The following is a 22,349-nucleotide window of genomic DNA, read 5'->3' on the forward strand; positions in this document are numbered from 1 at the left end:
GCCGGTCAACGGGCCTTCCACACCGGGGCGCGCTTCTCGGCGAACGCCCGCGGGCCCTCCTTGGCGTCCTCGGACCGAAGCAGGGTGGAGAACTCGCGCCCGGTCCTGGCCCAGCCCGACACCTCGTCGGTGATGACGCCGTCATCGACCCCGTAGGCGATCCGCTTGCTGGCCTGCACCGACAGCGGCGCGTTGCCGGTGATGCGTTCGGCCAGCTCCAGCGCTGCTTCCAGGGCCTTGCCGTCCTCGACCACCCGGTTGACCAATCCCCACTGGGCCGCGTCTGCCGCGGAGATCGGGTCCCCGGTGTAGAGCAGTTCGAGGGCGACCTTGCGGGGCAGCTGGTCGACGATGCGGAACACGCCGCCCGCCCCGGCAACCAGACCCCGCTTGACCTCGGGCAGCCCGAACTGGGCCCGCTGCTCGGCGATCACCAGGTCGCTGGCCAGCGCCAGTTCGGTGCCGCCACCGAGCGCGGTGCCGTTGACCGCGGCGATGGTGGGCTTGTCGATGAAGTGCTGCACGTAGCCGGCGAAGCCCCACTCCGGGTGTTCGGGGTGAAAGATGTTCTCCCGGTTGGCGATCGCCTTGAGGTCGGCTCCGGCGCTGAACGACTTGTCGCCGGCGCCGGTGAGCACCACCGCGCGCACCTCGTCGTCGGCTTGCGCCTGTGCCAGGGCATCGCCGATCCCGGCGCTCACAGCGCCGTTGATGGCGTTGCGGGCGTCGGGCCGGTTGATCGTGATCAGCAGGACATTGCCGCGCCGCTCTACCAGAACGGCGGCGTCACTCACAGCAGCTCCAAAATGGTGGCGTTGGCCTGGCCGCCGCCCTCACACATGGTCTGCAGGCCGTAGCGAATCCCGTTGGCGCGCATGTGGTACAGCATGGTGGTCATGATCCGGGCGCCGGAGCCGCCGAGCGGGTGGCCCAGTGCGATGGCCCCACCGTTGGGGTTGAGCTTCTTGGGGTCGGCACCGATCTCGGCGAGCCAGGCCATGGGCACCGGGGCGAACGCCTCGTTGACCTCGAACACCCCGATGTCGTCGACACTGAGCCCCGAGCGCTGCAGCGCCTTCTGGGTGGCCGGGATCGGCGCGGACAGCATCATCACCGGGTCGGCACCAGCCAGGGTCGCGGTGTGCACCCGCGCCAGCGGGGTCAGCCCCAGTTCCTTGGCCTTCTCCGCCGACATGAACAGCAACGCGGCCGAGCCGTCCGAGATCTGGCTGGAGTTACCGGCGTGGATCACGCCGTCCTCCTTGAAGGCGGGCTTGAGCTGGGCCATCTTCTCCAGCGTGGTGCCGCGGCGGATGCCCTCGTCCTCGCTGACGACGTTGCCCTCGGGGTCGGTGATCGAGACGATCTCGTCCTTGAAAGCACCCGCGTCCTGGGCCGCGCCGGCCTTGTCGTGGGACGCCAGCGCGAACTCGTCCAGCGCGGTGCGGGTCAGGCCCCACTTGGTGGCCATCATCTCCGCACCGATGCCCTGGTTGGGGGTCTGGGTGTAGCGCGCCTTGAAGGAGTCACCGTAGGGCCGGCCACCGTTGGCCAGCGAGGAGCCCATCGGGGTCCGCGACATCGACTCGACCCCACCGGCGACCACGACGTCGTAGTGTCCGGCGATCACGCCGGCGGCGGCAAAGTGCACCGACTGCTGGCTGGAACCACACTGGCGGTCCACCGTCACCGCGGGCACCGTCTCCGGCCAGCCGGCGCTCAGCACGGCGGTGCGGCCGATGTCGAGGGCCTGCTCACCGGCCTGCATCACACAGCCCCAGATCACGTCGTCGACCAGCGCCGGGTCCACGCCGGCCCGGGTTACCAGGCCGTTGAGCACCTGGGCGGACAGCTCGGCCGGGTGCACCCCGGACAGTCCGCCGTTGCGCTTGCCGACAGGCGCGCGCACCGCTTCGACGATGACGGCTTCAGCCATGGGTGCTCCTTAGTTTGTTCGCGGTTTGTTGCCTCGATTGTCAACCGGGCCGCTCGACGCTCGTCAGCGGGGGTCACTCCGGGGCTCGCGTACCGTCGGATCCATGGCACGCATCGTGATCATCGGCGGCCACGGCAAGGTCGCCCTGCTGCTCGCCCCGCTCCTGACTCAAGCCCATCACCAGGTCGCTTCGGTGTTCCGCAATCCCGAGCACGCCCAGGAGGTCGCGGCCACCGGTGCGGTCCCGGTGGTGGCCGACATCGAGCGGCTCGACACCGACGGGCTGAGCCGCCTGCTGGCCGCCCACGATGCGGTGGTGTTCTCCGCCGGTGCCGGCGGCGGTGACCCCGCCCGGACCTACGCCGTGGACCGCGACGCCGCCATCCGCACCATCGACGCCGCGGCACAGGCCGGTGTCCGGCGGTTTGTGATGGTCTCCTACTTCGGCGCCGGACCTGATCACGGCGTTCCCGAGGGTGATTCCTTCTATCCGTACGCGCAGGCCAAAGCCGCCGCCGACGCCCATCTACGCTCCAGCGACCTGGAGTGGACGGTGCTGGGTCCGAGCCGGCTCACCCTCGAGCCTGCGACCGGCCGGATCGCCGTCGGCCCGGGCAGCGGAAAAGGCACCGTCAAAGGCGAGGTCTCCCGCGGCAACGTCGCGTTGGTGATCGCGGCCTGCCTGGCCGACGACGCGACCATCGGCCGCACCATCGACTTCAACGACGGCCCCAACCCGATCCCGGAGGCCCTTGCCGAGGGTCCGGCCGAGTAATCTCGATCACGCAACTGGTCTGCCGTTGCCGCACGTAGTCGCGGTCTCGGCATCGAGCGCACCACGGTTTTTGTGGAGCGCGAGAGGGAACCCGGTGAGAATCCGGGACTGTCCCGCAGCGGTATGCAGGAACGACCGCCGTCATAAGCACTGGTCACAGGGTTCGCCCACCGACTGGGAAGCGACGGCCATTAGGAGCACCTCGGTGCGCGCCTGCGAGTCCGAATACCTGCCTGTTGTGCTGGGCGCGCCGCGCCCGGCGGATCAACGCCTCGCGGAATAGGCGTCTGGTTTTGAGGGTTGTGGTGCTTTATATAGGCACGGGACCGGATCAGCTGGGCGACTGCTGGCGTTGACCCACCCTCGTCAATCGAAGGACCACATCGTGACCGTTCAACCTTTCACCGCCACCGTTCTCGGCACACCGCGCATCGGACCCCGCCGCGAACTCAAGCGAGCCACCGAGAGCTACTGGGCCGGCCGGATCGGCCAAGACGAACTGAAGAAGGTGGCCGCCGGCCTGCGCCGCGACACCTGGGCCCAACTGGCTGCTGCCGGACTGGACTCGGTACCGGTGAACACGTTCTCTTACTACGACCAGATGCTCGACACCGCGGTACTGCTGGGGGCGCTCCCGGCCCGGGTGGCCGGCGTCGCCGATGAGCTGGACCGCTACTTCGCCGCGGCGCGGGGCAATGCCGACATCGCCCCGCTGGAGATGACGAAGTGGTTCGACACGAACTACCACTACATCGTTCCCGAGATCGGTCCCGACACCACCTTCGCCTTGAACCCCGCCAAGGTGCTTTCCGAGCTCGCCGAGGCCACCGAGCAGGGCGTCAATGCCCGGCCGGTGATCATCGGACCGGTCACCTTCCTGTTGCTGAGCAAGGCGGTTGACGGTGCGGCAGCGCCGATTTCGCGCCTGGATGAGCTAACCGAGATCTACGCCGATCTGCTGGGCCAGTTGGCACAGGCCGGTGCCCAATGGGTGCAGATCGACGAGCCGGTGCTGGTGATCGACATCTCCGCCGACGCCCCGGCGCTGGCCGAGCGGGTCTACAACCGCTTGGGTGCACTGACCAACCGTCCGTCGATCTTCGTGGCCACCTACTTCGGTGACCCCGGCGCCGGTTTGCCTGCGCTGGCCCGTACCCCGGTCGAGGCGATCGGTGTCGACCTGGTCTACGGCGCCGACACCGCGATCGCCGCCGTTCCGCAGTTGGCGTCCAAGACCCTGGTCGCCGGTGTGGTCGACGGCCGCAACATCTGGCGCACCGACTTGCAGGCCGCGCTGGCCAAGCTGGCGAGCCTGCTGGGCTCGGCGGAGAGCGTTGCCGTCTCGACGTCGTGCTCGACGTTGCACGTGCCCTACTCGCTGGAGCCCGAGACCGGCCTGGACGACGCGCTGCGCAGCTGGCTGGCGTTCGGCGCCGAGAAGGTGACCGAAGTCGCCACGCTGGCCCGTGCCCTGCGCGACGGCCGCGAAGCCGTCGCCGAACAGATCGCCGCATCCAACGCCGCGGTCGCCTCCCGCACGACCGACCCGCGACTGAACAACGCGGCACTGCGCGCGCAGATCGCCGAGATCACCTCGGCCGGTGTCCAGCGCGGCTCGGCTCAGGAGCGTCGCGCCGCCCAGGACGAGCGGCTGCACCTGCCGCCGCTGCCGACCACCACCATCGGTTCGTTCCCGCAGACCGTGGAGATCCGCAAGGCGCGCGCCGCCCTGGTCGCCGGGGAGATCGACGACGCCGAGTACACCAACCGGATGAAGGCCGAAGTGGCCGCCGTCATCAAGCTGCAGGAGGAGCTCGGCCTGGACGTGCTGGTGCACGGCGAGCCCGAACGCAACGACATGGTGCAGTACTTCGCCGAGCAGCTGGAGGGCTTCTTTGCCACCAGCAACGGTTGGGTGCAGTCCTACGGCAGCCGCTGCGTACGTCCGCCGGTGCTGTTCGGTGACGTCACACGCCCCACGCCGATGACGGTCGAGTGGGCCACCTACGCCCAGTCGCTGACCGACAAGCCGGTCAAGGGCATGCTCACCGGGCCGGTCACCATCTTGGCCTGGTCGTTCGTCCGTGACGACCAGCCGCTGGCCGACACCGCCTATCAGGTGGCGCTGGCGATCCGTGAGGAGACGGTGGACCTGGAGTCTGCCGGCATCGCGGTGATCCAGGTCGACGAGCCGGCCCTGCGTGAGCTGTTGCCGGTGCGCGACGCCGACAAGGCGGCCTACCTGGAGTGGGCGGTCGGCTCGTTCCGGCTGTCCACCTCGGGCGTGTCCAACGCGACGCAGATCCACACGCACCTGTGCTACTCGGAGTTCGGTGAGGTGATCGGTGCGATCGCGGACCTGGACGCCGACGTCACCTCGATCGAGGCGGCCCGCTCGCACATGGAGGTGCTCGACGACCTCAACGCGATCGGGTTCTCCAACGGTGTCGGGCCGGGCGTCTACGACATCCACTCGCCGCGTGTTCCCAGCACTGACGAGATGGCGTCGTCGCTACGCGAGGCACTGAGTGCCGTTCCCGCGCAACGCCTCTGGGTCAACCCGGATTGCGGCCTGAAGACCCGCAAGACCGACGAGGTCACCGCATCCCTGGCCAACCTGGTCGCTGCCGCGAAGGAAGCCCGCGCCGGCCTGTGACCGTCTGACATGTTGCGCCCCAGAGCTTTTCTGGGGCGCAACATGTCCGTTCCCCATCAGATACGGAGTTCCCTGATGCCGCTGAACACCATTGCACTGGAATTGGTGCCGCCCAACACCGACCGCGGGGCCAAGCAGGCCCGCGAAGAGGCCCACAAGGTCCTGCAGTTATCCGCCCAAGCGGGCATCGCGGGCCGGATCGGTCACGTCATGATCCCCGGGTTGATCCCCGAAGACGACGATCGGCCGGTCGAGATGCACCCCAAACTCGACGTGAGCGACTTCTGGTCGGTCATCGGTCCCGAACTGCCCGGAGTGCGCGGACTGTGCACACAGGTCACCGCATTCCTCGACGAGTCCGCGCTGCGGACACGCCTTTCGGGGCTGCGCCAGGCCGGATTCGACGGAATCATCTTCGTCGGTGTCCCCCGCACGCTCAACGACGGAGAGGGCGGCGGCGTCGCACCCACCGACGCCCTGTCCAAGTTCGACGATCTCGTGGACAACCGGGGAGTCATCCTCATCCCGACCCGAGACGCCGAGCAGGATCGCTTCGCCTTCAAATGCGAGCGGGGCGCCACGTTCGGGATGACGCAGCTGCTCTACTCGGATGCCATCGTGGGATTCCTGCGCAACTTCACCCAGGTCAGCGACCACCGGCCCGAGGTCCTGTTGTCGTTCGGCTTCGTGCCCAAGATGGAGTCCAAGGTCGGGCTGATCGACTGGCTGATCCAGGACCCGGGCAATGAGGCCGTCGCCGCCGAACAGGACTTCGTGCGGACCCTGGCCGCGGGCGAACCCGACGCCAAACGCCGCCAGTTGCTCGATCTCTACAAGCGGGTGATCGATGGCGTGGCCGAATTGGGGTTCCCGTTGAGCCTGCACTTCGAGGCTCCCTACGGTATTTCGAAGCCGGCCTTCGACACCTTCGCCGAGATGCTCGCCTACTGGTCGCCGCCGGCATAAACCCGAGGAGGCGGCCCAGATCGATTGGAAGGGGCAGTAATTCACCGACACTTCAGGTCGAGTCTCGGCGGCGTTCAGCCGACAGCTGCTTACCGGCCCTAGCCTCGGACGCGAAGGGGAGTAGTTCCTACCCGCCACACCGGTGGTGGATGTGAATGGTCGTCAATACGGCGGTTGCACCCGCCCGGTCATTCAGCGGACCTGGACTTTCGCGAGCGAGACCTTCGGACGATCGATCATGTCGACCGAAGGTTCCGCGGGCTGTCTCCACGGCTTCGGTCGCCGAGCGAAGGAGACCGATGCCCCCCTCGATAGCTGCCTTGGCCGACGATGTCGAGCCGGACTATGACGTGGTTGCCGACCCACCGGCGGAGGTCGACCGCCCACGGCGGCATCTTCGCCCGGCCCCCGAACCCGGCGATGGTCTGATCGCGGTCAGCAGCGCCGCGATGGCCGGCATCAATGCCGTCGGCCTGGGTCTGGCAGTTGCCAGTCGCGTGCTGCGGTTTCGCCGGTTGCCCTCCAGTCTCCAGGGCGCGGTGATCACCCTGGACCACCAGCCACAGCTGCGTCGCCTGCTGGAGGAACGAATCGGCAAGCGCGCCACCGCCACCGCGTTGGGGATGGCGACCACCGCCGTCAACGCCCTGGCCGCGGCGCCGTCGATGCTGGCGGTGGACCTGGCGATCAACACGATCAGAGCCGCCGAAGCGCGCGCGGACACCCGGGCCTGGGCGCGGCGCGAGCCGGAGCTGGCCCGCCCGGCTGCCCCGTCGGCCCAGCGCACGACGGAATCCCCGGAGAGCCCGGTCGACCACAACCTCCAGCGCGGGACCTGGATTCAGGCGATCGGCGCCGCCGTCGTCGCCGCGACCAGCCGCGACCCGGAACTGGCCGGCAATGCCGCGTTGGTCGCGGTGCCCAAAGCCACCCGGGCCACGCACGAATCGTTCGCCGCCACGTTGGGCCGCGGGCTGGCCAACCGGGACGAGGCACTGCAGGTCGACCCGGACAGCCTGCGTCGACTGGACCGCATCGACGTGGTGATCCTCGATCCGCGCGTGCTGCGGACCGCAGCGTTGCGCCTGGCGGGACTGCGCGGCACCGACGAGAAGGATCTGACCGCCTGGGAAAGCGCCCGGGAGATGCTCGCGACGGGTGACCTGCGGCCAGGGTGGCATCCCGTCCCCGGCCGCCCCGGCACCGAGGCGCTGGTTGCTCCGGCGCCGCATCCCCTGGCGGCCGCGACCCTCGCCGAGACACAGCGCGCCCAGGTGCGCACGGTGACCGTGGATGACTCCGCCGGCCTGGGAGTGCTGCGGCCCGCATTCGACGAAATCGCTCCCCTGACGGGCGATTCGATCGACGTCACGCTGCTTCATGCGGTGCGCGACTACCAGCAGGACGGCCACACCGTGGCGGTGGTCTCCTCTGCGGCCGCCCAGGCGCTGTCGGCGGCCGACCTGGGGATCGGCATCCTGCCCGACGACGGCGAGCCGCCGGTGGCGGACCTGATCGTCGATGACCTGTCCGGGGTCTGGCGGGTATTGCATGCCCTGCCCGCGGCCCAGGAGGCCACCCGTCTGGGTATCGCCTTGTCCACCGGCGCTTCGGCATTGGGTTCGATGCTGCTCATTCCCACGGTGCGCGGTCGCGGTCCCGAGCCGGTGGCGCTGGGCGCGGCCGTGGGTCTGGTGTCGGGCTACTGGACGGCCCGCCGGGTGATCACGGCGCCGCTGCCCCGGCCGGTCCCCGTCGAGGAGTGGCATGCCATGTCGGTCGAGCAGGCGCGCGCCGCCCTGAGCTCGCTGTCGCGGCCCGACGTCGCGCCGGACACCGGCACCGCCGGGCGGCACGTGGTCTGGCAGTTCCTGGACGCGGTGCGTGACGAACTGTCCGATCCACTGACACCCGTCCTGGGACTGGGCGCCGCTGCCACCGCGCTGCTGGGCGCACCCCTCGACGCGCTCATGGTCGGCTCTGTCCTGGTCAGCAATGCGGTCCTGGCGGCCGGTCAACGGTTGAGCGCCGAACTGCGGCTGGATCGGCTCCTGGCCGAGCAGATCCCGCCGGCCTGGAAGGTGACGATCCGGCCCGATGGCACTCGCGACCGCGTCCAAGTACTTCCCGAGCAGCTGGAGCGTGGCGACCTGATCGAGGTGGGTCCCGACGATGTGGTGCCCGCCGACGCCCGATTGGTCGAGCTGGAGAAACTGGAGGTCGACGAATCCTCGCTCACCGGTGAGTCGTTGCCGGTGACCAAGCAGCTCGACGCCACCCCGGGCGCCGAGCTGGCTGAGCGTCGCTGCATGCTGTTCGCGGGCACCACCGTGGCCTCCGGGAACGGTCTGGCGCTGGTGACCGCCGTGGGGCCCGACACCGAGGTGCGGCGCGCCGCTGACCTGGTCACCAGCCGGCACGGGGATATCGGGCTGACCCATCAACTCGGACAGATCACCACCCGGACCTGGCCGCTGAGCCTGATGGCCGGCGGCCTGGTCAGCGTGCTGGGGGTGTTGCGGGCCACCCGGCTGCAGCAGGCGGTGGCCAACGGAGTGTCGGTGGCTGTGGCCGCTGTCCCCGAGGGCATGCCGGTGGTTGCCACACTGGCTCAGCACGCCTCGGCTCAACGTCTCACCAAATCCGGTGTGCTGGTGCGGGTCCCCCGCTCCGTGGAGGCCCTGGGCCGCGTCGACGTGGTGTGCTTCGACAAGACCGGCACCCTGAGCGAGAACCGCTTGCGGGTCACCGAGGTGCGCACGGCGGCCGATCATTCCCGTGACGAGGTGCTGCGGTGCGCGGAACGCGCGACGGCGTCGGCCAAGGGGCAGAGCCATATCGACGCGACCGACGCGGCGATCGTGGCGGCGGCGGCCCAAGTGCCCGGAGCCGTCGCTTCGGGGACAGCCGATGCCCATCTGCCGTTCCGCTCCGGGCGGCCGTTCGCGGCGTCGGTGTTCGGAGCCGAGTTGACTATCAAGGGCGCACCCGAGGTGGTGTTGGCCGCCTGCGACCACGTCGCGGCCGACATCCACGATGTGGTGGAGCAACTGGCCGACGAGGGTCTGCGGGTGCTCGCGGTGGCACGTCGTGAGCTCAGTCCCGCTCAGGTGCAGTCACTTTCGGCCGATCCCGACGATCCCGAGGCCCAGCTCGCGACGCTGGCGCAGCAGTGCGCCGACGGTTTGACGCTGGTCGGGTTCGTCGGTATCGCCGACACGCCGCGCGCCGGGTCAGCGGGGCTGCTGGCCGAGCTGGAGCGCCGGCAGGTGCCCATTCGGATGATCACCGGCGATCACCCGACCACCGGCCGCGCGATCGCCCGCAAGATGGGCGTGCGGCTGTCCGCCGATCAGGTGATCACCGGCACGGAGTGGGAGGCGCTGTCGGGCACGGAGCAGGAACGCGCGGTGGCCGAGCGGGTGGTGTTCGCCCGCATGTCGCCGGCGAACAAGGTGCAGGTGGTGCAGGCGCTGGAACGCAGCGGCAAGGTCTCGGCCATGGTCGGTGACGGCGCCAATGACGCCGCCGCCATCCGGGCCGCCACGGTCGGGATCGGGATCGTCGCGCAGGGCAGCGACGCCGCCCACACGGCCGCCGACGTGGTGCTGCTCGACGGCAAGATCGAGACCCTGCTGGACGCCCTCAACGAGGGCAGCCAATTGTGGCAGCGGGTTCAGGCCGCGGTGGCGGTGCTGCTGGGCGGCAACGCCAGCGGCGCGTTGTTCGCGATCATCGGCAGCGCGCTGACCGGTCAGGCGCCGTTGACCACCCGGCAGCTGCTGCTGGTCAACATCGTGACCGACGCGTTCCCGGCCACCGCGCTGGCGATCAGCCAGCCTCGGCGTCCCATGCCTTTCGGGGGACGCGGGCCCGATGAGAAGGCGCTGTTGCGCGCGGTGACACTACGGGGCACCACGACGGCCAGCGCAACCCTCGCGGCGTGGTTCATGGGCCGCCTGACCGGATTTCCCCGGCGCGCCTCCACGGTGGCACTGGTCGCCTTGGTGAGCACCCAGTTGGCGCAGACCCTGCTGGAGTCACGCTCGCCGATGGTGCTGGCCACCGCCGGCGGGTCGTTCGCGGCGCTGGCCCTGCTGATCAGCATCCCGGGAATCAGCCAGTTCATGGGCTGCACGCCGCTGGGCCCGATCGGCTGGGGCCAGGCGCTGGCGTCGACTGCGGCCGCCATCGCCGGGGCGGCCATCGTGCCCCGCTTCTTGTCCCCCGCCGAGGCCCACTAGCCTCGGGGCGATGGAGTTCACCACGCTGCGCCATGAGGTCGTCGACGGCATCCTGACCGTGCACCTGGACCGGCCGGACAATCTCAACGCCTTCACCGTCGAGATGGCCGAAGAGCTGGAGCGAACTTTCGTCGACGTCAATAACGACGACGCTGTCCGCGCGGTGATCGTCACCGGCTCGGGGCGCGCCTTCTGCGCGGGCATGGACCTGTCCAGTTCCGGCAATGTGTTCGGCCTGGATGAGTCCAAGTCGCCGTCGCTGGCCGACATGGCCGACCTCGATGACCCCGAGCTTGCCCGGGTGCGCGACACCGGCGGGCGGGTGACCTTGGCGATCTACAACTGCCGTAAACCGGTGATCGCCGCGGTCAACGGGCCCGCGGTCGGGATCGGGGCCACCATGATGCTGGCCATGGACGCCCGGCTGTTCTCCACCAAGGCGCGTTTCGGTCTGGTCTTCGGCAAGCTGGGCATCACTCCCGAGGCGTGCTCGACGTGGTTTCTGCCCCGGATCGTCGGCATGCCGACCGCCCTGGATCTGCTCTACCGCGCCGACATCCTCGATGCCGAGGGGGCACTCGGCTGCGGGATCGCGGGGTCGCTGCACGAGCCCGAAGCACTGTTGGCTGACGCGCGGGCGCTGGCCGATGCCTGGACCAAGGGCCGCTCGCCGGTGTCGTTCGCGCTGATCCGTCAGATGCTCTACCGCAACTCCGCGCAACCGGACCCGGTGGAGGCGCACCGGGTCGATTCACTGGCGATGTTCTACACCAGCATCGGCGACGGGGCCGACGGGGTGCGGGCGTTTTTGGAGAAGCGCGACGCCCAGTTCACCGGCCGGGCCTCGCAGATGCCGCCGTTCTACAACGAGTGGGTCACGCCCGTCTAACCCCGGCTCACCCCACCGCCGGCTCACCCCACCGCCGGCTCACCCCACCGCCGAGCGTGAAGTTAGCTTCACTCTGAGTAGTCGAGTGTGCAGCTAACTTCACGCTGGGCCAGGGGCGGGCTTCACGGTCGGCCAGGGGCGGGCTGCCAGCCGGGGCCGCGGAACAGGTGGCCCCACACCGCACGCCAACTGCGCGCCGCGCGGATGTCGCGCCAGATGGCCACGTACTCGTGGGTGGCCACCCGCACCGGGTTGAACGTGTCGATGTTCTTGGTCAGCCCGTAGATCACACGCTCATCCTCGGGTTCGAAGGTGCCGAACAGGCGGTCCCACACGATGAGGATGCCGCCGTAGTTCTTGTCGAGGTACTCGGCGTTGGAGCCGTGGTGCACGCGGTGGTGCGACGGGGTGTTGAAGACGAATTCGATTGGCCGCCACAGCTTGCCCACCCGTTCGGTGTGGATGAAGAACTGGTAGAGCAGGCTGATGGACTGCTGCAGCAGGATCATCCACGGGGCGAATCCGGCGAACGCCAACAGGATCCAGAACGGCACCGCGGTGAACGGCGTCCAGGTCTGACGCAGGGCCGTGGACAGGTTGTAGTGCTGACTGGAGTGGTGCACCACGTGGCTGGCCCAGAACACCCGGATGGTGTGGTGCGTGCGGTGATACCAGTAGTAGGCGAAGTCGTCGGCGAGGAACAGCGCGATCCAGGTCAGCGGGTTGGTGGCCGACAGGTGTACCGGCGCCACCAGGTAGACGGCGCTATAGGCCGCCAGCACCACGAGCTTCCAGCCGATGTTGATGACGACGTTGCCGATTCCCATCGTGAGGCTGGTGCTGGTGTCGCGCATCTCGTAGCCGCGCTCCTGATCGTCGGGACGCACCGCGAACGACACGGCTTCCAGGAGCAGGCAGAGCACGAAGACGGGAATGGCGTGGGCGATCAGGTCGAACACGGGACTAGTCCTCTCCCTCGGCGCCGGCCTGGCAGGCCGTGACGAACCGGGTCAGCAAATCATCGGCCAGCCGATAGGCGGCGTCCTCGTCGGCGGCGGCGATCGCGGCGGCGAGGGCGATGTGGGCGTCGCGGTCGGCGAATTCGGCGGCCCCCAGGGCGTAGATGGCCTCGCGACCCATCTCGTCGTAGGCGGCCACCAGGGTGTTGAGCGCTAGCCGGTAAGCAATATTTACGGAGCCGTCAATTATGGCGGTCCAGAACGTCAGATCGGCATCGCTGACCGCCGCGAGGTCACCGGCCACCGGGTAGGCCGCGGCCGCGGCGGTGATCGCCGCCCGCTGCTCGGGGGTGGCGTGCCGCGCGCACAACCGCGCGGCATCCGCGGCGATCGAGCGCCGCATGACCGCGACGTCGCCGATGATCTGGCGAGTCGGGATCGCCCCGGCGACGGCCAGGCCGGTCAGGGCATCCAGGCCGGCGCTTTCCCGCCAGTCCAACACCCGGGTCTTGCCGCCGTGGCTGATCCGGATCAGGCCGGCTTGCTGCAGGCGCTTGAGCGCTTCCCGGACGGCGTGCCGGTTGACCTGCAGAGTCAGGGCGAGTTCGCGCTCCGAGGGCAACGCCTCGCCGGCGGGCAGGCGTCCGGTCAGGATCTCTTCGACCAGCCGCACGAAGATCGTGTCGGAGATCGCGGTGCGGGAGATGGGCGCCAAGTCCATGCGCTCCATGCTGGGCCATCCCGCCACACTGGTCAACTGGTTGGACCAGTGATCTGAGTCACGATTCGCCGGGCCCCTGGCCGCCCGGGTCAGGTCCGGCGAGTCAGCGATTCTCCCGGATTCGCCGGTAGTGGCACGCCGCACGGACACGATTGCCGCACCCCGGCGAGCACCACTCCCGCCTCGGGTGCGACTTGACGAAAAACAGCACACAGCCAGGGGCATTGCAGGACCGCAAGTTGGCCGCCATAGGCCCGGTGAACAGCTCCACCGCCTGCTGCGCCAGCTCGGCAAGCACGCTTCGGATGGGCGACGCATGTCGCACGTCGACGGCGCGAAGCCCTCCGTCGACGAGGGCGAGTTCGCCCCGGGGCCGGTCGGCGAGCAGCCGGTTCACCACGGCGATCGCCTCGGCCACCTCAGTCCCGGCGTCCGGAGCGCCCGCAGTGACCAGCGCTGCAAGGCAACGCAGGGCGTCGCGCAGCAGCCGCGCATCGTTGAACTCCCCGGCATCGGGATCGCCCAGCTCGCCGTCGTCGCGGCCGGTGACCGCGGCGATCCACTCGCGCAATGCGTCCGGACCGGTCAACGCGTCGTGAATCGCGCCGGAGTCAGCCCAGATGGTGTTCATCAGGCGAACCGGCGCCGGCTCATCGGGCAGCAGCCACGCAGGTGTTGCGGTCGTCACTTCACCACGTTATCACGGATAGATGGCCTTGCATCCGTTAGAACTTCGTGCTAAATCTTCTAACGGATGCAATCAGCTTTACCCATTAGAGAATCGTTTCCCGAAAGGATCCCGTCATGACGCACTTCACCCCCGTCGAACCCGACACCGCCACCGGGGAGGCGGCCACATTGCTGACCCAGGTCACCAAGTCCATGGGCCGGGCCCCCAACATGACCAAGGCGATGGCCAACAGCCCCACCCTGCTGCGCAGTTATCTGGCCCTGTCCGGAGCGGTGGCCGGTGGCACGCTGCGGCCCGAGGTGCGCGAGCGTCTGGCGATCTCCACCGCCCAGCTCAACGGCTGCGAATACTGCCTGTCGGCGCACACCTTCGTCGGCGGCAGTGTGGCCAAGATCGACGCAGGCGAACTCGACGCGGCACGCCGGGCCGAGTCCGCTGACAGTCATATCGCCGCACTGCTGGCCCTGTCGGCCACGATCGCGGCCAACGCCGGGGACGTCGACGTCGCCGAACTCGATGCCGCGCGTGCGGCGGGAGTCACCGATGAGGAGATCGGCGAACTGGTCGCCCACCTGGCACTGAACACCTTGACCAACTACTTCAATGTGCTGGCGCGAGTCGACAATGATTGGCCCGCGGTCGCGCTGTGAGCCCCAAAGAAGCTGTGAGCCCCAAAGAAAGGGACACCATGTCCGAACAACGCCCGCCCGTGCCACCGTTCGACACCGCCAGTGCGCTGGCCAAAGTGCAAGCCGCCGAGGATGCCTGGAACACCCGCGATCCCCACCACGTCAGCCTGGCCTACAGCCCAGACTCGGTGTGGCGCAACCGCGACCATTTCCTCACCGGCCGCACCGAGATCGTCGCCTTCCTCACCGCCAAGTGGGAACGCGAACTGGACTACGTCCTGCGCAAGAGCCTGTGGGATTTCCACGACAACCGGATCGCGGTGCGGTTTCAGTACGAATGGCACGACGCGTCCGGCCAGTGGTTCCGTAGCTATGGAAATGAGCTGTGGGAGTTCGACGAGAACGGCCTGATGCGCCGCCGCGAGGCCAGCATCAACGACGTCGCGATCGCCGAATCTGCACGCCGCTACTTCGGTCCGCGGCCCGAGGGCGAACGCGGCCCGGGGCACGACATCCCGGTCGCCTAGGGGGACGGCCTGCCGGCCGTGTCGACATAGGCCGGCAGGTCGTCCTGCCAAGGCTGGCGTGCCACCATGTCGGCCACCTTGACGTGCCCGCGTTCGAACTCTCCGGTGGCGGCGTCCACCAGCCGGTAGGCCTGGGTCTGACGGTGGATCGGCTGCGCGTCGAGGATCACCACCCGCACCTCCCCCGGCTCGAATCCGCAACGCTGCTGCAACGCCTCGATCAGCTGCTCGTTGGTCATATGGCCGTCGCCGAAGTTCCAGCCGATCGCGGTGGAACAGATCCGTTCCCCGTCGGTCAGGGTGTAGTCGCTCTCGTCGCCGTCGGCCATGGCCCGGTGCGCCAGGCTGAACAACGCCTTGCCGTGAGTGTTGAAGCCGCGGAACGCATAACCCATATAGATCGGGATCTGGGCGGCCTCGGCGCTGCCGTAGAAGCGCTCCAGCTGTGCGGCGGGCATGCTGGCGATCGCGACGATTCCCCGGGCGATCTTCTCTTCGGCCGAGGGCTTGACGCACCACAGCGTGGTGTCCCAGTTGCCGGCGTAGTAGCGCATCCCGGGCAGGAACGACACCTTGTTCGGGAAGAGATTGCCCAGCACCACCGTGCCCGCGCTGACCGCGAACAGCAGTGCCACCGCCAGCGGATTGTTCACGTCGGACAGCCCCAGTTCGGCGTGTCCGACGAACAGGGACAGCACGCCGAAGATCATGAAGACGTTCCACTCCAACGGCACCCCCATCGGAATGGCCGCCAGGATGCCCAGGTGGAAGCAGACCATCACGAACGCCGCGATCGCGGTGGGCAGACCGCCATGGCTGAAGAACAGGGCCAGGGGAACCAGCATCTCGATCGCCGTGCTCACGTGCGCCAGCGTCTTGGACGGCCAGCCGGGTCGCAGGTCTTCGGGGAAGTCCTTGAAGAACCGGCGCTTGAGCGCCTTCGGGCGGATCAGCGGATTGTTACTCATCATCGTCGAGATCACGAACGGGAAGTGCCGGTTGAGCTTCGAGGTCGCCGCGCCCATCCAGATCACCATGAAGATGGCCTTGGCCGCGATGATCATGTCGACGCCGCTGAACAGGAACGCGGTGGCCAGCGGCGCGTACACCTCACCGCGGGCAGCCAAGAAGATCACCTTGTCCCGCAGGCCGATCACCGCCAGGATCCCCAGAATCGTCAGGATCTGCCAGTGCGGCAACACCCCGACGTCGGTGTGCAGCGCCGCGATGGGACCGGTCCCATCGGAGACCAGCGCCACCAGCAGCGCCACCAGCAGCGCCGCATACAGTGCGGCGTCCAGCGGGGTGCGGGCGGTGCCGGAGGTCAGCGGGATACGCCGCGGCCACGGTGGAAGCCGAATGGTGCCGGGCCGCAGCCAGTACAGGATCGACCCCATGGGCGGGAAGAACCGGTTGTTGAGCGGGCCGAAGCCACAGCCCAGACCGATCACCTCGAACAACATCGTGTAGAGCACGACCTTCTCGAACACGATCGGTTCGCTCCACCACTGCCGCACCTCGGTGAAACCGTCGATGCCCGCGGTGGCCAGTGCGAACAGCCAGGCGCCCAGAATGTAGAGGCCGATCTTGAACACGTAGAACAGATGCAGCACCACCGGCGTGCCGAAGCCCACCTCGGCCCAGTGCCGAGCCATCGGCCGGATCTTCTCGCTACGGGTGCCCTTGCTCCATTCCGCGAAGTCGACAACGGGCAGTTCAGGCTTGAGAAATCCCATGGCCGATAGACTAGAACGTGTTCTAGATCTCTGCGCGGAAACCATCTCCCTCGTTCGAAAACGCCGGAGCCACGAAGCGTTCCAGAATCTGTTGCTCGGTCCGGGCATCGCCGATCGGCCAGCACAGCAGCGATAGCACCACCCGAACCACCCACTGGGCGGCATCGTGGTCGTCGTCACCCAGGCCACTGAGATCGCGGGCGAAATCAGCGAGCAGCGGTGAGCCGGCCAGCCGGGTCAGCTCCTGCGTGCCGCGCACCGAACCGACCATCAGTTGCCCGAGCGGATCCGCGCGGATGCGCTGCAGCGCCACCGCGATCGCGGCCACCACCCGGTCGGCTCCGCTGCGCCCGGCCACCGCTTCACGCACGGTGTCCACGATGCGGGCGGCGGCCCGCGCCAATACGGCGTCGCGAATCTCGGCCTTGCCGCCGGCATGCCGGTAGATGGTGGCGCGCGAGCAGTGCACCCGGTCGCCCAGGACATCGATGTCGAGTGCCTCGAGTCCGTCGCGCATCACCAGATCGGTCGCGGCGGCATAGATGCGCTCCGCTCCCGCGGTGCGACGATCGGCCCCCACCAGCCAGTCATGGCCCACCACGTGACGCCCCCTTCCCTTGAAACGACTATCTCAGCCTGAGACAGAACTCGCACCAATTCTCACCAAGTGGGCAGGTACCACCTCCCCCGTGAGACAACCGCCCACCAGCGGCCACGCACGGGGCTGTCAACTTTGCCCAGCCCCATTGACGCCGCCGGCTCACCCCGCACAACCTGGTGCGATGACGGTGGGAACACAGCAGCTGGGCGTGAGCCTGTTCGATGACGCTTACCTGCAGCAGCCGTACCCGCTGTATGACCGCATGCTGGCCGCAGGCCCGGTGCATCGGATCGGGGAATCCGGTTTCTCCGCGGTGTGCGGCTGGGACACGGTGGCCGACGCCGTCGCACGTCCCGACGACTTCTCGTCGAATCTGACCGGGACCATGCTGTATCAGCCCGACGGCACGGTGGGCACGTTCGCAATGGACGGGCTGGGCGGGCCCACCCAGGTGCTGGCCACCGCCGATGATCCGGCGCACGCGGCGCACCGCAAGATGCTGGTGGGGCGGCTGGCGGCCAAGCGCATCCGCACCCTGGAGACGGTGGTCGCCGACACCATGGATCGGTTGTGGCACGAGGGCCTGCACGACGGGGGCATCGAGTGGATGAGTTCCGTCGCCAACCGGCTGCCGATGCTGATCGTCGCGCGCCTGATCGGTGTGCCCGAGGAGGACGTCGACCAGCTGATGCGCTGGGCCTACGCGGGCACCCAGCTGTTGGAGGGTCTGGGCACCACCGAAGACTTGGCGGCCGCCGGTGTCGCGGTGATGGAGCTCTCGGGTTACATCGGCGACCACTTCGGGCGGGCCGCCCGTGATCCGGGCGACAACCTGCTCGGCGACGTGGCCACCGCCTGCGCCACCGGTGCCCTCGACACCGTCGCCGCGCAGGTCATGATGATCACCTTGTTCAGCGCCGGCGGCGAGTCGACCGCGTCGCTGATCGGTTCGGCGGCCTGGATTCTGGCGACCAGACCGGAGATCCAGCGCCGGGTCCGCGACTCCCCCGAGCTGCTGGGAACGTTCCTGGAGGAGGTATTGCGCTACGAACCGCCGTTTCGGGGTCACTACCGGCACGTTCGGCACGACACCGTTCTCTCCGGGGTGCAGCTACGCGCCGGGGAGCGGCTCCTGCTGCTGTGGGGCGCCGCCAACCGGGACCCCGCCCGCTTCGCCCAACCCAACGAGTTTCGGCTGGACCGCGGCGGCGTGGGCCATCTGGCCTTCGGCCGGGGCGCGCACTTCTGCGTCGGCGCAACCCTGGCCCGGATGGAGGCCCGAATCGTGATCGGCCAACTGCTGGAACGCACCTCGCACCTCGGGCTCTCCGAGGCCGGCCGGTGGTTGCCCAGCCTGCTGGTTCGGCGACTCGAGCGCCTGGGGCTCACCGTCGACTGATGGGCCCCTCGCCCACTGCGCCCCTCAGAGTGCGCGCTGCGGGCTTCCCGAGTAGGCGCTCAACGGGCGGATCAGCGCGTTGGACGCGGTCTGCTCGATGATGTGCGCGGTCCATCCGGTGATGCGGCTCATCACGAACAGCGGCGTGAACATCGGGATGTCAAAGCCCATCAGGTAATAGGCCGGCCCGGTCGGGAAGTCCAGGTTGGGCTTGATCCCGGTGGCGGCGAACATCTCGGTCTCCAGGATCCGATAGATATCCAACCAGCGCTGACCGTCCTTGGCCGCCGCGATCCGCTCCAGGGCCGCCTTCATGGTGGGCACCCGCGAGTCACCGTGCTTGTACACCCGGTGACCGAAGCCCATCACCTTGTCCTTGCGGGACAGCTTGCCGTGCAACCACTCCGCGGCCTTGCCGGGCTCACCGATCTCGATCATGTCGTGCATGACCGCCTCGTTGGCCCCGCCGTGCAACGAGCCCTTGAGCGCACCGATGGCCGCCGTGACGGCACTGTAGATGTCGGACTGGGTGGAGGTGACCACCCGCGCCGCGAAGGTGGAGGCGTTGAAGCTGTGCTCGGCATACAGCGTCATGGACTGCTCGAAGGCCGACACGATCACCGGGTCGGGCACCTCGCCGAAGCACATCCGCAGGAAGTTCTCCGCATAGCCCAGGTGGCTGTGCGGGGCGATCGGGGCCAGGCCACGGCGGCGACGCATGTCGGCGGCCACGATGGTGGGCAGCACCGCGAACATCCGCAGCGCCTTGGCGAAGTTCGCCGACTCGGAGGGGTCGTCCTCCTCTGCGTCTTCGGCACCCAGGTAGCTGATCGCGGTGCGCACCACGTCCATCGGGTGGCAGTTCTCGGGGAGCTTGTCCACCAGCGACAGCAGCGACCGGTCGGCGCGCCGAGCGGCACGCTCGCGCTGACAGAACAACGCCAGCTCGGCGTCGGTGGGCAGCTCACCGTGCCAGAGCAGGTAGGCGACCTGCTCGAAGCTGCAGTGCGCGGCCAGGTCCTGCACCGGGTATCCGCGGTAGGTCAGGGAGTTGGTCTCGGGAACCACCTTGGAGATCGAGGTGGTGTCCACGACGACACCGGCCAGGCCCTTGCGGATCTCCGGTTCTGCGGGGGCGACGGTCATTGGGACGCTCCTAACGTGAAGTTGAAGATGTCGTCGTCGAACTGGTTGTATTCGGCGTAACGCAGCAGCTCGTAGAGCCGACTGCGGTGCTGCATCTGGTCCAGAAGTCCGGATTGCGTTCCCGCGCTGTCGATTTCCCGCAGACCGACCTCGACGGCGCGCATCGCCAGCCGCAAGGTGGTGACGGGATAGATGACCGCGTTGTAGCCCAGGTCGCCCAGTTGCGCGGCAGTCAACAGTTCGGACTTGCCGAACTCGGTCATGTTGGCCAGCAGCGGGGTAGTGACTGCGGCACGGAACTTTTCGAAGTCGGCCGGGGTGTACAGCGCCTCGGTGAAGATCAGGTCCGCCCCGGCGTCGGCGTAGGCCTTGGCTCGATCGATCGCAGAGTCCAATCCTTCGATGCCGGCCGCATCGGTGCGGGCGCAGATGATGAAGTTCGGGTCGCGGCGCGCGGCTACGGCGGCGCGCAGGCGCTTGATCATCTCGCTGGTCGGCACGACGGCTTTGCCGTCGAGGTGACCGCAGCGTTTGGGGTTGACCTGGTCTTCGAGGTGGCATCCGGCCAGCCCGGCGTCTTCGAGCACCGTGATGGTGCGCGCGGCGCTCATCGGCTCACCAAAGCCGGTGTCGGCATCGATGAACGTCGGCAGGTTGATTGCGGCGGCAATCTGCGCGCCGCGACCAGCCACCTCAGTCAGCGTGGTCAGCCCGATGTCGGGCAGCCCCAGGTCGGCCGAGAGCACCGCACCGGAGACGTAGACCCCCTCGAAGCCGATCTCGGCGATCAGCTTGGCGACCAGCGGCGAGAACGCGCCGGGAATCCGTTGTAACTGACCGGACTCCAGGCCGGCCCGAAGCGCCGCCCGCTTTTCTGACGGGGCCGCGGTGGCCCCGATCAGACCGCTACTCACCGGAAGATCCCTTCCGGGGTCGCGGGCGCCTGGTCCAGCACCGACTGCGCGACGACGATGTTCAGGCCGTTCAGCTCAGCGCCGCTGAGCCCCGCCAGACCCTCGGCGGCAGCCAGGAAGCGCTCCTGCTCCGCGGTGCTCACCACGCCCTCGGCGAGCTCGACGAACTTGCCGATGTACTGCTTGCGCTCGAACGGCCGTGCTCCCAGCGGGTGGGCGTCGGCGATCGCCAGCTCGTCGGTGATCACTTCGCCGCTGGCCAGGGTCACTTCGGCGCGCGCACCGAAGGCCTTCTCGTTCGGGTCGATCGAGTGGTAGCGCCGGGTCCACTCCGGGTCCTCGACGGTGGAGATCTTGCGCCACAACGCGATGGTCTCGGGCCGGTGCGCACGCTCGGGGCTGTAGGACCGCACGTGGTGCCAGCTGCCGTCCTCCAGAGCTACGGCGAAGATGTACATCAGCGAGTGGTCGAGGGTCTCGCGCGAGGCGTCCGGGTCGAACTTCTGCGGGTCGTTGGACCCGGTGCCGATCACGTAGTGGGTGTGGTGGCTGGTGTGCAGCACGATGGTGGCCACCTGGCTCAGGTCGCCGATCCGCTCACGCAGGCGCTTCGCCAGGTCGATCAGGGCCTGGCTCTGGTACTCCGCGGAGTACTCCTTGGTGTAGGTGTCCAGGATGGCGCGCTTGGCCTCACCGGGGCCGGGCAGCGGCACCTGGTAGGTGTGGTCCTTGCCCGAGAGCATCCAGGCGATGACACCGTCTTCGCCCTCCCAGATGGGAGCCGGTGCACCCTCACCGCGCATCGCCCGGTCGACGGCCTCGATACCGACCTTGCCGGCCCACGCCGGTGCGTAGGCCTTCCAGCTGGAGATCGAGCCCTTGCGGGACTGGCGGGTGGCGGTGGTCAGGTGCAACGCCTGACCGACGGCCTGGTAGATCACCTCGGGGTCGAGCTTGAGCATGGTGCCGATGCCGGCGGCCACCGACGGCCCAAGGTGGGCGACGTGGTCGATCTTGTGCTCGTGCAGGCAGATTCCCTTGACCAGGTCCACCTGGACCTCGTAGGCGGTGGCCAGGCCGCGGATCAGGTCGTCACCGGAGAGTCCGAGCTGCTGGGCGACGGCCACCAGCGGCGGGATGTTGTCGCCGGGGTGCGAGTACTCCGCAGCCAGGAAGGTGTCGTGGAAGTCCAGCTCGCGTACCGCGGTGCCGTTGGCCCAGGCGGCCCACTCGGCCGAGTAGCTGCCTTCGATGCCGAAGACCTGGGCGCCCGGCGTGGAGGGGTGTGCCTGCGCCTGGCGGCGGGCCACCGTCACCGGCCGGCGCAGCACCGACGCGGCACTGACCGACGCGTTGTCGATGATCCGGTTGATCACCATGGCCGCGGTGTCCTCCGGCACGGCCACCGGGTCGGCGGCCACCTGAGCGATCTTCCAAGCGAGGTGTTCTTCCCGGGGGAATTCATCGGCACTGCGGCGGGTCTTCACGTCATGTAGCTGCATATTCCACACCCTACGCACGCCAGATCACCCCCGATACGCACGGGAAATGCGTATTACT

General features: G+C 68.4%; 18 protein-coding genes and 1 riboswitch. Of the genes, 8 read left to right on the forward strand and 10 right to left on the reverse strand.

Going from position 1 to position 22,349, the window contains the following annotated elements; all coding sequences use genetic code 11:
• Positions 1 to 5: 5 nt before the first annotated feature.
• The gene (locus BST15_RS09160) at positions 6 to 794 is read right to left on the reverse strand and encodes a crotonase/enoyl-CoA hydratase family protein (protein WP_046190419.1); all 789 of its coding nucleotides are present in this window, start codon (positions 792 to 794) and stop codon (positions 6 to 8) included.
• Positions 791 to 1,936 (reverse strand): thiolase family protein, encoded by a 1,146-nt coding sequence (locus tag BST15_RS09165; RefSeq protein WP_046190418.1) that lies wholly within the window; start codon positions 1,934 to 1,936, stop codon positions 791 to 793. Before BST15_RS09165 ends, BST15_RS09160 begins: the two co-directional genes overlap by 4 nt.
• A 103-nt stretch (positions 1,937 to 2,039) precedes the next feature.
• On the opposite strand from BST15_RS09165, the gene BST15_RS09170 reads away from it, so the two are divergent.
• The 5 genes from BST15_RS09170 to BST15_RS09190 all read left to right on the forward strand — a co-directional run bounded on the left by BST15_RS09170 (position 2,040) and on the right by BST15_RS09190 (position 11,466).
• Positions 2,040 to 2,711 carry an SDR family oxidoreductase gene (locus BST15_RS09170; protein WP_046190417.1) on the forward strand — a complete coding sequence of 224 codons (672 nt, stop codon included), beginning with the start codon at positions 2,040 to 2,042 and terminating at the stop codon, positions 2,709 to 2,711.
• A gap of 46 nt (positions 2,712 to 2,757) precedes the next feature.
• A riboswitch (cobalamin riboswitch) is annotated at positions 2,758 to 2,962 on the forward strand.
• A 134-nt stretch (positions 2,963 to 3,096) separates the two neighbouring features.
• The gene (metE, locus tag BST15_RS09175) at positions 3,097 to 5,367 is read left to right on the forward strand and encodes a 5-methyltetrahydropteroyltriglutamate--homocysteine S-methyltransferase (protein ID WP_046190416.1); all 2,271 of its coding nucleotides are present in this window, start codon (positions 3,097 to 3,099) and stop codon (positions 5,365 to 5,367) included.
• A gap of 75 nt (positions 5,368 to 5,442) precedes the next feature.
• Positions 5,443 to 6,333, forward strand: a complete 891-nt coding sequence (locus BST15_RS09180; protein ID WP_046190415.1) for a mycobacterial-type methylenetetrahydrofolate reductase — start codon at positions 5,443 to 5,445, stop codon at positions 6,331 to 6,333.
• A 299-nt stretch (positions 6,334 to 6,632) separates the two neighbouring features.
• Positions 6,633 to 10,577 (forward strand): cation-translocating P-type ATPase, encoded by a 3,945-nt coding sequence (locus tag BST15_RS09185; RefSeq protein WP_083070904.1) that lies wholly within the window; start codon positions 6,633 to 6,635, stop codon positions 10,575 to 10,577.
• 10 nt (positions 10,578 to 10,587) lie between these two features.
• Positions 10,588 to 11,466 (forward strand): crotonase/enoyl-CoA hydratase family protein, encoded by an 879-nt coding sequence (locus BST15_RS09190; protein WP_046191353.1) that lies wholly within the window; start codon positions 10,588 to 10,590, stop codon positions 11,464 to 11,466.
• Positions 11,467 to 11,588: 122 nt separating this feature from the next.
• On the opposite strand, the gene BST15_RS09195 is transcribed toward BST15_RS09190, so the two are convergent.
• The 3 genes from BST15_RS09195 to BST15_RS09205 form a co-directional block, all read right to left on the reverse strand.
• On the reverse strand, positions 11,589 to 12,425 hold the full coding sequence (locus BST15_RS09195) for a sterol desaturase family protein (protein WP_046191352.1): 837 nt from the start codon (positions 12,423 to 12,425) through the stop codon (positions 11,589 to 11,591).
• Between the two features lie 4 nt (positions 12,426 to 12,429).
• Positions 12,430 to 13,146, reverse strand: coding sequence for a FadR/GntR family transcriptional regulator (locus BST15_RS09200; RefSeq protein WP_046686335.1), 717 nt, complete (start codon positions 13,144 to 13,146; stop codon positions 12,430 to 12,432).
• A 103-nt stretch (positions 13,147 to 13,249) separates the two neighbouring features.
• Entirely contained in the window at positions 13,250 to 13,834 is a 585-nt protein-coding gene (locus tag BST15_RS09205) for a CGNR zinc finger domain-containing protein (protein ID WP_046190171.1), read from the reverse strand.
• A 116-nt stretch (positions 13,835 to 13,950) separates the two neighbouring features.
• Between BST15_RS09205 and BST15_RS09210 the strand changes: the two genes are divergently transcribed.
• Together BST15_RS09210 and BST15_RS09215 are read left to right on the forward strand one after the other, a co-directional pair.
• Positions 13,951 to 14,487 carry a carboxymuconolactone decarboxylase family protein gene (locus BST15_RS09210; RefSeq protein ID WP_046190170.1) on the forward strand — a complete coding sequence of 179 codons (537 nt, stop codon included), beginning with the start codon at positions 13,951 to 13,953 and terminating at the stop codon, positions 14,485 to 14,487.
• Between the two features lie 38 nt (positions 14,488 to 14,525).
• Positions 14,526 to 14,993, forward strand: a complete 468-nt coding sequence (locus BST15_RS09215) for a nuclear transport factor 2 family protein (protein WP_046190177.1) — start codon at positions 14,526 to 14,528, stop codon at positions 14,991 to 14,993.
• Here the strand turns inward: BST15_RS09215 and BST15_RS09220 are convergent.
• Positions 14,990 to 16,729 (reverse strand): DUF3556 domain-containing protein, encoded by a 1,740-nt coding sequence (locus tag BST15_RS09220; RefSeq protein WP_046190169.1) that lies wholly within the window; start codon positions 16,727 to 16,729, stop codon positions 14,990 to 14,992. The genes BST15_RS09215 and BST15_RS09220 overlap by 4 nt on opposite strands.
• Before the next feature lie 22 nt (positions 16,730 to 16,751).
• Complete coding sequence (locus BST15_RS09225) at positions 16,752 to 17,330, reverse strand: TetR/AcrR family transcriptional regulator (protein ID WP_046190168.1); 579 nt, start codon at positions 17,328 to 17,330, stop codon at positions 16,752 to 16,754.
• A gap of 181 nt (positions 17,331 to 17,511) precedes the next feature.
• Between BST15_RS09225 and BST15_RS09230 the strand changes: the two genes are divergently transcribed.
• The gene (locus tag BST15_RS09230; RefSeq protein WP_046190167.1) at positions 17,512 to 18,729 is read left to right on the forward strand and encodes a cytochrome P450; all 1,218 of its coding nucleotides are present in this window, start codon (positions 17,512 to 17,514) and stop codon (positions 18,727 to 18,729) included.
• Positions 18,730 to 18,753: 24 nt separating this feature from the next.
• On the opposite strand, the gene BST15_RS09235 is transcribed toward BST15_RS09230, so the two are convergent.
• Genes BST15_RS09235 through prpD form a run of 3 tightly spaced genes read right to left on the reverse strand, consistent with a single transcriptional unit; the run spans position 18,754 to position 22,291 of the window.
• Positions 18,754 to 19,875 carry a bifunctional 2-methylcitrate synthase/citrate synthase gene (locus BST15_RS09235; RefSeq protein WP_046190166.1) on the reverse strand — a complete coding sequence of 374 codons (1,122 nt, stop codon included), beginning with the start codon at positions 19,873 to 19,875 and terminating at the stop codon, positions 18,754 to 18,756.
• Complete coding sequence (gene prpB / locus BST15_RS09240) at positions 19,872 to 20,789, reverse strand: methylisocitrate lyase (RefSeq protein WP_046190165.1); 918 nt, start codon at positions 20,787 to 20,789, stop codon at positions 19,872 to 19,874. The genes BST15_RS09235 and prpB overlap by 4 nt, the downstream gene beginning before the upstream one ends.
• The gene (gene prpD / locus BST15_RS09245) at positions 20,786 to 22,291 is read right to left on the reverse strand and encodes a 2-methylcitrate dehydratase PrpD (RefSeq protein ID WP_046190164.1); all 1,506 of its coding nucleotides are present in this window, start codon (positions 22,289 to 22,291) and stop codon (positions 20,786 to 20,788) included. The genes prpB and prpD overlap by 4 nt, the downstream gene beginning before the upstream one ends.
• Positions 22,292 to 22,349 lie beyond the last annotated feature (58 nt).

The sequence above is a fragment of the Mycolicibacter arupensis genome (genome assembly GCF_002086515.1).
In the GTDB taxonomy this organism is placed as follows: Bacteria; Actinomycetota; Actinomycetes; order Mycobacteriales; family Mycobacteriaceae; genus Mycobacterium; species Mycobacterium arupense.

Excerpts from the sequence above, each read along its gene's own strand:
- BST15_RS09235 (WP_046190166.1), bottom strand. The coding sequence starts at position 19,875 with ATGACCGTCGCCCCCGCAGAACCGGAGATCCGCAAGGGCCTGGCCGGT.
- prpD (WP_046190164.1), bottom strand. The coding sequence starts at position 22,291 with ATGCAGCTACATGACGTGAAGACCCGCCGCAGTGCCGATGAATTCCCC.
- BST15_RS09190 (WP_046191353.1), top strand. The coding sequence starts at position 10,588 with ATGGAGTTCACCACGCTGCGCCATGAGGTCGTCGACGGCATCCTGACC.
- BST15_RS09185 (WP_083070904.1), top strand. The coding sequence starts at position 6,633 with ATGCCCCCCTCGATAGCTGCCTTGGCCGACGATGTCGAGCCGGACTAT.
- BST15_RS09210 (WP_046190170.1), top strand. The coding sequence starts at position 13,951 with ATGACGCACTTCACCCCCGTCGAACCCGACACCGCCACCGGGGAGGCG.
- BST15_RS09220 (WP_046190169.1), bottom strand. The coding sequence starts at position 16,729 with ATGGGATTTCTCAAGCCTGAACTGCCCGTTGTCGACTTCGCGGAATGG.
- BST15_RS09180 (WP_046190415.1), top strand. The coding sequence starts at position 5,443 with ATGCCGCTGAACACCATTGCACTGGAATTGGTGCCGCCCAACACCGAC.
- BST15_RS09170 (WP_046190417.1), top strand. The coding sequence starts at position 2,040 with ATGGCACGCATCGTGATCATCGGCGGCCACGGCAAGGTCGCCCTGCTG.
- BST15_RS09230 (WP_046190167.1), top strand. The coding sequence starts at position 17,512 with ATGACGGTGGGAACACAGCAGCTGGGCGTGAGCCTGTTCGATGACGCT.
- BST15_RS09165 (WP_046190418.1), bottom strand. The coding sequence starts at position 1,936 with ATGGCTGAAGCCGTCATCGTCGAAGCGGTGCGCGCGCCTGTCGGCAAG.
- BST15_RS09215 (WP_046190177.1), top strand. The coding sequence starts at position 14,526 with ATGTCCGAACAACGCCCGCCCGTGCCACCGTTCGACACCGCCAGTGCG.
- BST15_RS09200 (WP_046686335.1), bottom strand. The coding sequence starts at position 13,146 with ATGGACTTGGCGCCCATCTCCCGCACCGCGATCTCCGACACGATCTTC.